Genomic DNA, 9,054 nt, shown 5'->3' with positions numbered 1-9,054 from the left:
CCTCGACCATCATCAAGATGGACGGGGTATCAACATATCTGGCGTTGATTTTTGGCACGCTGTTGAGTTCTCAAGGAACGGACGCTTCCTTTGTACTCACCCGAGAGACTCTCTCAGGCTTTCCTCCGGGCGCTTCCCTTCGGTCTTGCGTTTCCGACTCTATCAGATCTTTCCGATCCGATTTCCTCGGTGCTTTCCAGGTTCTCGCTTTCGCGTTTCCCTTTCCGGCGGTTCCGACTCTATCAGATCCTTTCGCGCCTGATTCCCAGTCAGAGTGGGCTGTCTTCCCGGCCGTTGGGCCGTTCCGACGAGTGAGACTTTAGCGGAATCCTGCCTCCCGAGCTAATCGGGGAGTCGCGCCCTTTCGAACGCGGATTCCTCATTTCGCAACACGCATGGAAACGAATCGACGACGAGTCGTCGTTCGTTTGAATGGTTCCTGCGGAATGGCTGTCCGGGGCCGACCGGAGTCGGTGCTCACGTCGGACAACTCGGAGAACACTACGTATGTCGGCGGGTCATGTCAACTTGGCGCCCCAGGGCGTACCTGAGGGGCGTATGCTCGTGAGCATGTCCAAGCATGCGTTCACCCAGCAGTGGTGGGCCGCCTGACGGCGGCCGTACTTACGCATGCACTCAACGGCCGCCGCTTCGGCGGCCGTTCGTGTGTCTCCCTCCTGAGGAACCTGAGCCGGCCGGCGGGCAGCGGCGGCCGACGACCAGGAGGTTGAGAGATGACGCGGATCTTCAGCGGGATCAAGCCGACGGGGCATCTGACGCTCGGGAACTATCTGGGGGCCGTCCGGCAGTGGGCGGAAGTCGACCAGCACCGCGCCGATGCGCTGTTCTGCATCGTCGATCTGCACGCACTGACGGTGGAGCACGATCCGGGGCGGGTGCGCAGGCTCAGTCGGCAGGCGGCGACTCTGCTGCTGGCGGCCGGGCTCGATCCGGAGCGGTGCACCGTGTTCGTACAGAGTCATGTGGACGAGCACGCGCGCCTGTCGTATCTGCTCGAGTGCGTCGCGACCGACGGTGAGATGCGGCGGATGATCCAGTACAAGGAGAAGTCCGCGCGGGAGCGCGCCCGTGGCGGGAGCGTGCGGCTGTCGCTGCTGACGTATCCCGTGCTGATGGCGGCGGACATCCTGGCGTACGGGGCCGATGAGGTGCCGGTCGGGGACGACCAGAGGCAGCACGTCGAGCTGACGCGGGATCTGGCGGTGCGGTTCAACCAGCGCTACGGCCACACGTTCGTGACGCCTCGCGCGACGCTTCCGGTGGTGGCGGCGCGGGTCATGGATCTGCAGGAGCCGACGTCGAAGATGGGCAAGTCCGACTACGCCGGGGCCGGGATCGTCTATCTGCTCGACGAGCCGGACGTGGTGCGGAAGAAGATCATGCGGGCGGTGACCGACAGCGGGCAGGAGGTCGCGTACGACCGGGAGTCCAAGCCAGGTGTCTCGAATCTGCTCGAGATCCTTGCGGCTTGTGTGGGCGGGGAGCCCGAGAAGCTGAGCGATGCGTACACGTCGTACGGGGCCTTGAAGAAGGACACCGCCGATGCCGTCGTCGAGCTGCTCAGGCCCTTGCAGGAGAGGCACAGGCAGTTGGTTGCGGACCCTGCGTATCTCGAGGGTGTGTTGAAGGACGGGGCGGAGAAGGCCAGGGGGATGGCCAGGCCGACGGTGGACGCGGCCTATCGGGCGATCGGGCTGCTGCCGCCTTCGTGACCGACCGGCGGACCGGCCGTCCCTCTGGTCGGCCGGCCCGGCGAAGGCGGTGGGCGGTGCGTCAGCTGTTGCCGGAGGCCAGTTCGCGGCTGCGGTCGCGGGCCGCTTCGAGAGCGGCGATGAGGGCCGCGCGTACGCCGTGGTTCTCGAGCTCGCGGATGGCGCTGATGGTGGTGCCGGCCGGGGAAGTGACGTTCTCGCGGAGCTTGACCGGGTGTTCGCCGCTGTCACGAAGCATCGTCGCGGCGCCGATCGCCGACTGGACGATCAGGTCGTGGGCCTTGTCTCGGGGCAGGCCGAGAAGGATGCCGGCGTCGGTCATGGCTTCGACCAGGTAGAAGAAGTACGCCGGGCCGGAGCCGGAGAGGGCGGTGCAGGCGTCCTGCTGGGACTCGGGGACGCGGAGCGTCTTGCCGACGGCGCCGAAGATCTCCTCGGCGTGGGCGACGTGCTCGCCGGTGGCGTGGGTGCCCGCGGAGATGACGGACATGGCCTCGTCGACCAGGGCGGGGGTGTTCGTCATGACGCGGACGACGGGGGTGCCTGCGGGAAGCCGGTCCTCGAAGTACGTGGTGGGGATGCCTGCCGCGCCGCTGATGATCAGGCGGCCGGCGGGGACGTGCGGGGCGAGCTCGTCGAGGAGGGTGCCCATGTCCTGCGGCTTGACCGTGAGGATGAGGGTGTCGGCGATCTTGGCGGCCTCGGTGTTCGAGACGGGCGTGACGCCGTAGCGGCTGCGGAGCTCTTCTGCGCGGTCGCGGCGGCGGGCGGTCACGAGGAGGTCGGCGGGGGCCCAGCCGGCTCGGATCATTCCGCTGAGCAGGGCCTCGCCGATCTTGCCGGTGCCGAGTACTGCGACTTTCTGGGTCATGGCTGGGGTGCCCTCCCGGGGGTTGCGTCGTCCGGATTCATCCTCGCACCGGGGGCGTGGGGGTGGCTCGGTTGTCCGGTGGGCGGACGTCGGGTGGCGGGTTTCCCTTGCAGGGTTTTCGCCCCCGCCGCCCCTTCCCTTCCCGTCCCTGGGGGCTGCGCCCCCAGACCCCGCTTCGGCCTGGACGGCCTCGTCCTAAAGCGCTGGACAGGCTGAATGGGTCGATCACGCGGTGCGGCGGCGTAGCGTCGCCGCGCCCAAGCTCAGCACCAGCAGCGCACACCCTGCCACGACCAGCGCATCCCGTACGAAGTTCGCCGTCATGTCCGTGTGCCTGAGGACCTCGTTCATGCCGTCCACGGCGTAGGACATGGGGAGGACGTTGGAGATCCCTTCGAGGACCGGGTGCATGTTGGAGCGATCGGTGAAGAGGCCGCAGAGGAGGAGTTGCGGGAAGATCACCGCCGGCATGAACTGCACCGCCTGGAACTCGGAGGCCGCGAAGGCCGAGACGAAGAGTCCGAGTGCCGTGCCGAGGAGGGCGTCGAGCAGGGCGACGAGGAGCAGCAGCCAGGGGGAGCCGGTCACGTCGAGCCCCAGGACCCACAGGGCGAGGCCGGTGGCGAGGGCGGACTGGACGATGGCCAGGGCGCCGAAGGCGAGCGCGTACCCCGCGATCAGGTCGGCCTTGCCGAGGGGCATGGCGAGGAGGCGTTCGAGGGTGCCCGAGGTCCGTTCGCGCAGGGTGGCGATGGAGGTCACCAGGAACATCGTGATCAGCGGGAAGATGCCGAGCAGCGAGGCGCCGATCGAGTCGAAGGTCCGCGGGCTGCCGTCGAACACGTAGCGGAGCAGGAAGAGCATCACGCACGGGACGAGGATCATCAGCGCAATGGACCGCGGGTCGTGGCGGAGCTGGCGCAGGACACGGGCGGCGGTGGCGAGGGTGCGGGACGCGTTGATCGCGGTGGGCCGGGGTGCGGCAGCCGTGGGGCGTACGTGGTGCGTGCTCGTCGTGGTCATCGGGCCGTCTCCTTACGGGCGCGGGCGCTGGCCGCGGCGGCTTCGACGGCCTCGTCGACCAGGTGGAGGAACGCTGCTTCGACGGTCTCCGAGTGCGTGCGCTCACGCAGGGCGTCGGGGGTGTCGTCCGCGAGGATCTCGCCCTCGCGCATGAGGAGGAGGCGGTGGCAGCGTTCGGCCTCGTCCATGACGTGCGAGGAGACGAGGAGCGTGGCGCCGCGCTCGGCTGCGATGGAGTGGAAGAGGCTCCACAGGTCGCGGCGGAGTACCGGGTCGAGGCCGACGGTGGGTTCGTCGAGTACGAGGAGTTCGGGGGCGCCGAGCAGGGCCACGGCGAGGGAGACGCGGCTTCGCTGGCCGCCGGAGAGGTTCCCGGCCAGGGCGTCGCTGTGCGAGGTGAGGTCGACGTCGGCGATTGCGCGCGCGACGTTCTCGTGGCGGCGCTCGGCGGCCGCTCGACCCGGGTCCAGGACGGCCGCGAAGTAGTCGAGGTTCTGGCGGACCGTCAGGTCGTCGTAGACGGAGGGCGCCTGGGTGACGTATCCGACGCGGGAGCGGAGGGCGGGGTCGCCGGCGGGGCGGCCGAGGACCTCCAGGGTGCCGGTGACCTTGGCCTGCGTACCGACGATCGCGCGCAGGAGGGTCGATTTGCCGCAGCCGGAGGGGCCGAGCAGGCCGGTGATCTGGCCGCGCGGGACGGTGAAGCCGAGGCCGTGGAGCACGGTGCGTGGGCCTCGTACGACGGTGAGGGCGTCGGCGCGGACGGCGGGTGGCGGCTCGGCGGGGATTCCCTCCCGGGCGGGACGTCCGGAAGTAAAATTCATCATGCGATGAATAATGGGGCGCGGCGGGAGATGGCGTCAAGGAGCGTGAACCCATGGAGTCGGAACGCGCGGCTGGCGGTGTCAGACCCGGCAGGAGGGACGCGCGGCCGCCCGTGTCAGGCGCGGCCGCCGGGCCGGCTTACGACCGTGAGGTCCACGGCATACGCCTCCTCGACCATGCCGTCGGGGAAGTGCCGCAGCAGGTGGCGGCGCTCGTCGGCCAGCACGGGTGCGGACTGCTCGGGGCCCAGGGTCGCGAAGTAGGAGCGGCTGCCGAGGTGGGCGAGATGGACGTCGACGGGGACGCGGCGGGTCCAGTGCAGACGGCGGTGGACGGGGCCGAGTCCGGGCACCAGCCGGCCGATGATCTGCGGCGCCTCGCCGGTGATGCCGTGCGCGTGGTAGCCGGGGAGGCGGGCCTGGAGCCGCTGCTCCTGCTCGGCGGCCCATGGCACGTCCGGGTCGGGCACGTTCCACCACAGGGCGAGGGATCCGCCGGGGCGCAGCACCCTCAAGGCCTCGGGGAGGGAACGCCGCGGGTCCGTCCAGTGCCAGGCCTGGGCGTAGGTGATCAGGTCGGCGCAGGCGTCGCTGAGCGGGAGGGCGTCGCCGAGGCCGCGGACGAGGGGCACCTCGGGGAGGCGCGCCTTCAGCTGGGCGCCCATGCCCGAGCCGGGTTCGACCGCGATGACGCGGGCGCCTCGGCCGGCCAGCAGTGCGGTGGCGATGCCGGTGCCCGCTCCCACGTCGACGACGCGGGCGCCACGGAGACGTCGGCCCGTCAAGTCCTCGACGGTGTCGAACAGTACGGGCGGATAGCCGGGGCGGGCGGTGGCGTACTGGGCCGCGACGGCGTCGAAGGACAGGGCGAAGCGGGAAGTCGGCCGGGTGTGGTCGTCGGTCATCGGGTCACCCTTCCGGTGCGATCCGGGCGGATGGTGCGGTGGGTGCGCAGCTCGTCGGTCCGGTGGGGCGGCCGTGCCGCTGGATCCCGGACCGGCGAGTTCAGCCCTTCCGCTTCCTCTTCGACGGGTTGCCCGCGCGGCGGGCCGCACGGCGCTCGTACTCCTCGCGTGACGTTTCGTACTCCTCGCGGTGCAGCCGCTCGCCCGGGGCCTCGATGAGGGTCCGGAAGAAGTACGCGAGGAGGGAGCCGACGAAGCCGATGGCGAGGAGGCCGCGGAGGGAGGCCTGGCGGTCGGGGTCGGCACGCTTGCCGAAGCCGTCCCAGGTGTGCCGGAACGCGAGCGCGCTGCAGACCGCGAACATCACGACGACCAGGACGGTCGCCAGCCCTCCGATGGCGGCGATCTCCAGTCCCTCGTACGCGAAGCGCAGGACCAGGCACGCCACCACGGCCGCGGCGAGCGAGCCGACTGCTACGGCCGCGCGGCGCGCCCCGTAGCCGCCGTCGTGGTTGACCCAGGTGGTGCCGAAGAAGCGGATGGGTTCGGGGCGGGGGCCCGCGGGGGTGGCCGGGGTGCCGGCTGCGTCGGCACCGGTGTCGTCGCTCATGCGTTGATTATCGCGCCGGACCCGCCGCGTCCGGCAGGAGCCGGTCGGCCCGCCCAGGGCACGGGCGGGCCGAACACTCAGCTGCAGCGCGGGGCGACGTACCCGTCGCTGCCCGTGTTCACGTATGCATCGGACACGTACTGCCCGCTGGCGATGTTGTCCCAGACGTTCGAGGTTCCGTACGGACCGCTGACGGTCTGGCCGGGAGTCTGGCAGAAGATGGTCACCTTCGAGCCCTCGGGCAGAACCTTGACGATGCTGTAGCTCGTACTCGGCCCGCTGCGGACGTTGACGGTGTATCCCGGCGCGATCGGGTAGGTGCTGGCAGCCGCGGCTTCCGATGCGGCGCCCAGCACAAGGGCCAGCGCGGCGGCGGCGCCTCCGGCAGCCATGGCGCGACTGCCCGCCAAGAGCTTCATGGTGATCCCTGTCCCCTTCGTCAGGCGCAGCGCGGCGCGATGTAGCCGTCGCTGCCGGTGTTTACGTACGCGTCCGAGACGTACTGGCCGTCGTCGATGTTGTCCCAGATGTTCGACGTGCCGTACGGGCCCGTGACCCATGTGCCTGGTGTCTGGCAGTAGATCGGGATCTTTGCCCCCTCGGGCAGGACGCGGACGACGGTGTAGTTGGTGCCGGGCCCGCTGCGGACGTTGAGGCGAACTCCCGGCGCTACCGAGTAGTAGCGCAGGGCCGTGGCCGAAACCGCTGCCGTGGTGACGGCCTCCGGCTCGTCTCTGCCCTCGGCCTCTTCGACACGGTCAACAGACATGAAAACCTCCCCCGTTGCACCCCATGCCTGTCATGGGGTGCCGTTGAATCCCCTAAAACACGCCATGAAACACATGTACGCAACTCGCACGCGGAGACTAGCAAGCCTCCTCAGTCTCATACGAGTCATCGACTAGGCTCCATACGTCGCGCGTGCGGACGAACAGCACGGGGGTGTTTCCCATGGCGCCACAGCAGAACGTCGAAGAGGGCGCGGAAGCGGAACTTCCCGAGTACGCCGGTCACTACCGCCTGGAGTCCTGTCTGGGGTCGGGCGGCATGGGGGTGGTGCATCTGGCCCGCAGCACCTCCGGCATGAAGCTCGCGGTGAAGGTCGTGCACGCCGAGCTGGCCAGAGATCCCGAGTTCAGGGGTCGGTTCAAGCAGGAGGTGGCCGCGGCGCGGAGGGTCAGCGGCGCCTTCACCGCGCCCGTCGTCGACGCCGACCCAGAGGCCGAACGGCCCTGGATGGCCACACTGTTCATCCCCGGGCCGACCCTCTCCGACCATGTGAAGCGGAACGGGTCCATGCCGCCGGCCCAGTTGCGTCGGCTGATGGCCGGACTCGCGGAGGCGCTACGCGACATTCACCGGGTCGGAGTGGTGCACCGTGATCTGAAGCCGAGCAACGTACTGCTCGCCGAGGACGGCCCCAAGGTCATCGACTTCGGTATCTCTCGGCCAAAGGACAGCGAACTGCGGACCGAAACCGGGAAGTTGATCGGTACGCCGCCGTTCATGGCGCCCGAGCAGTTCCGACGGCCACGTGAGGTGGGGCCTGCCGCCGACATCTTCGCGCTCGGGTCGGTGATGGTGCACGCGGCGACCGGGCGCGGGCCGTTCGACTCCGACAGTCCGTACGTCGTCGCCTACCAGGTCGTGCACGACGAGCCCGACCTGACGGGCGTACCGGAGGAACTGGCGCCGCTCGTGCTGCGCTGTCTCACGAAGGAGCCCGAGGACCGGCCCACGCCGGACGAGTTGATGCGCGAGCTGCGGTCGGTGGCGGCCTCGTACGACACACAGGCGTTCATACCGGCACAGCGGGCGGGGGATCAGGCGCCGAGGCCTGAACCTCGCGCTGAAGAAGCCGAGGAGCCCGAAGGAACCGAAGGGCCTGAGCGGCGGCCCGGGAAGCGCTCGGGCAGGCGGGCGGCCCTCGGAGCCGGGGCGCTCGGGCTCGCCGTGATCGGTGCGCTGGCCTTGGTCCACCTGCCCGACCGGGCAGACTCCACGCCCACGAGCGCAACGCCGCGGATCACGTCGGCCGGGTTCAGCGGGTGGGAGGCGACGCCGGCGTCCAAGAAGAGCATGCCTCAATGCTCCTATGGGGACGGGAGGTTGCTCTGCGCCCAGCCTGGCCTGCTCTACGCCCTCGATCCAGCCGACGGCCATCTGCTGTGGCGGCACACCGTCGCCCCGACACACAGGAGCGGACCGCCCGTCGTGTCGGGTGGCCTCGTGCAGCCTTTGCTCGGCTCGGGCCGCCGTCTGGAGGCGCTCGATCCCGCCTCGGGCAAGGCGCGTTGGCAACGGACCATGCCTGCGTACAGCGGCCTGGAGTGCGCCGGAGGCATGCTCCTTTTCACCAGTACCGACGGGACCGTCGCCGGCGTGGACAGTGCCTCGGGTGACACGCGGTGGAGCCACCGGATTCCGGGCCACAGCGTGCCGTACTTCACCTCGCTCGCCGGGGACCCACTGGCGTACGCGGTGAGCACGTCCGACGACGGGGCGGGCACGCGGATCACGGCGGTGGATCCGGAGACGGGTGACGTGCGGTGGAACGCACAGCTGAAGGGGGACCTGAAGCCGCTCGGCACGGCGGGCGGGTCCGTCTTCCTCGCCTCCCTCGACGCGGTCTACGGGGACACCAAGGCCGTGGTCCGCTACACCCCGGATACCCGGACGGAGCAGCGGGTGACCCTGCCGGTCCCGCTGATGCAGGCCCACGGCACCGTGCGCGGGAACCTCGTCTACCTCACGGGGGGCGGCGGATCGCTGGTGGCCGTCGACATGAACGCCCGCAAGCAGCTGTGGGCTCTCGAGACGTCCGTGACCCGCGCCTCCGCGCCGGTCGCTGACGGTCGGCACGTGTACATCAGCGCCCCCGACGGGCGGCTCCTCGCCGTCGCCGCGCGCGATGGGAAACTCCTCGGCCAGACGTCCCCACGTTTGGGCGCGAACGGCGACAAGATCATGGCCTCCCTGTCAGAGCCCGTGATCGCGGGCGAGCACGTCTACGCCACCGCCCCCGACGGCACCGTCTTCGCAGTCGACGGACGCGACCCGTCGGCCTGGTAGCACGCGGGAGGGCCGC

At 69.9% G+C, this 9,054-nt stretch carries 9 protein-coding genes; 2 read left to right on the top strand and 7 right to left on the bottom strand.

Annotated features, from left to right (window positions below):
- The first annotated feature begins 734 nt into the window (after positions 1-734).
- A complete protein-coding gene (gene trpS / locus ABT009_RS11735) occupies positions 735-1,733 on the top strand; it encodes a tryptophan--tRNA ligase (RefSeq protein WP_351292147.1) in 999 nt (332 codons plus the stop codon).
- A 61-nt stretch (positions 1,734-1,794) separates the two neighbouring features.
- On the opposite strand, the gene proC is transcribed toward trpS, so the two are convergent.
- From proC to ABT009_RS11700, 7 genes are all read right to left on the bottom strand, one after another.
- Positions 1,795-2,604: a pyrroline-5-carboxylate reductase gene (gene proC, locus ABT009_RS11730; RefSeq protein ID WP_351292145.1), complete on the bottom strand. Its 810-nt coding sequence runs from the start codon at positions 2,602-2,604 to the stop codon at positions 1,795-1,797.
- Between the two features lie 225 nt (positions 2,605-2,829).
- Positions 2,830-3,627 carry an ABC transporter permease gene (locus ABT009_RS11725; protein WP_351292143.1) on the bottom strand — a complete coding sequence of 266 codons (798 nt, stop codon included), beginning with the start codon at positions 3,625-3,627 and terminating at the stop codon, positions 2,830-2,832.
- On the bottom strand, positions 3,624-4,454 hold the full coding sequence (locus tag ABT009_RS11720) for an ABC transporter ATP-binding protein (protein ID WP_351292141.1): 831 nt from the start codon (positions 4,452-4,454) through the stop codon (positions 3,624-3,626). The genes ABT009_RS11725 and ABT009_RS11720 overlap by 4 nt, the downstream gene beginning before the upstream one ends.
- Positions 4,455-4,567: 113 nt before the next feature.
- Complete coding sequence (locus tag ABT009_RS11715; protein ID WP_351292139.1) at positions 4,568-5,356, bottom strand: class I SAM-dependent methyltransferase; 789 nt, start codon at positions 5,354-5,356, stop codon at positions 4,568-4,570.
- A gap of 100 nt (positions 5,357-5,456) precedes the next feature.
- The gene (locus tag ABT009_RS11710) at positions 5,457-5,966 is read right to left on the bottom strand and encodes an EamA/RhaT family transporter (protein ID WP_351292137.1); all 510 of its coding nucleotides are present in this window, start codon (positions 5,964-5,966) and stop codon (positions 5,457-5,459) included.
- Between the two features lie 77 nt (positions 5,967-6,043).
- Positions 6,044-6,358 (bottom strand): SH3 domain-containing protein, encoded by a 315-nt coding sequence (locus tag ABT009_RS11705; RefSeq protein ID WP_351292214.1) that lies wholly within the window; start codon positions 6,356-6,358, stop codon positions 6,044-6,046.
- A 47-nt stretch (positions 6,359-6,405) separates the two neighbouring features.
- Positions 6,406-6,735, bottom strand: coding sequence for an SH3 domain-containing protein (locus ABT009_RS11700; RefSeq protein ID WP_351292135.1), 330 nt, complete (start codon positions 6,733-6,735; stop codon positions 6,406-6,408).
- 182 nt (positions 6,736-6,917) lie between these two features.
- On the opposite strand from ABT009_RS11700, the gene ABT009_RS11695 reads away from it, so the two are divergent.
- A complete protein-coding gene (locus ABT009_RS11695; protein WP_351292133.1) occupies positions 6,918-9,038 on the top strand; it encodes a serine/threonine-protein kinase in 2,121 nt (706 codons plus the stop codon).
- Positions 9,039-9,054: the final 16 nt, after the last annotated feature.

Source organism: Streptomyces sp. NPDC002896 (assembly GCF_040295225.1).
Classification (GTDB): Bacteria; Actinomycetota; Actinomycetes; order Streptomycetales; family Streptomycetaceae; genus Streptomyces.
Note: the sequence above shows the minus strand (reverse complement) of the source record. Positions and strands in the feature narration are given on the sequence as shown.

Excerpts from the sequence above, each read along its gene's own strand:
- trpS (WP_351292147.1), top strand. The coding sequence starts at position 735 with ATGACGCGGATCTTCAGCGGGATCAAGCCGACGGGGCATCTGACGCTC.
- proC (WP_351292145.1), bottom strand. The coding sequence starts at position 2,604 with ATGACCCAGAAAGTCGCAGTACTCGGCACCGGCAAGATCGGCGAGGCC.
- ABT009_RS11725 (WP_351292143.1), bottom strand. The coding sequence starts at position 3,627 with ATGACCACGACGAGCACGCACCACGTACGCCCCACGGCTGCCGCACCC.
- ABT009_RS11720 (WP_351292141.1), bottom strand. The coding sequence starts at position 4,454 with ATGATGAATTTTACTTCCGGACGTCCCGCCCGGGAGGGAATCCCCGCC.
- ABT009_RS11715 (WP_351292139.1), bottom strand. The coding sequence starts at position 5,356 with ATGACCGACGACCACACCCGGCCGACTTCCCGCTTCGCCCTGTCCTTC.
- ABT009_RS11710 (WP_351292137.1), bottom strand. The coding sequence starts at position 5,966 with ATGAGCGACGACACCGGTGCCGACGCAGCCGGCACCCCGGCCACCCCC.
- ABT009_RS11705 (WP_351292214.1), bottom strand. The coding sequence starts at position 6,358 with ATGGCTGCCGGAGGCGCCGCCGCCGCGCTGGCCCTTGTGCTGGGCGCC.
- ABT009_RS11700 (WP_351292135.1), bottom strand. The coding sequence starts at position 6,735 with ATGTCTGTTGACCGTGTCGAAGAGGCCGAGGGCAGAGACGAGCCGGAG.
- ABT009_RS11695 (WP_351292133.1), top strand. The coding sequence starts at position 6,918 with ATGGCGCCACAGCAGAACGTCGAAGAGGGCGCGGAAGCGGAACTTCCC.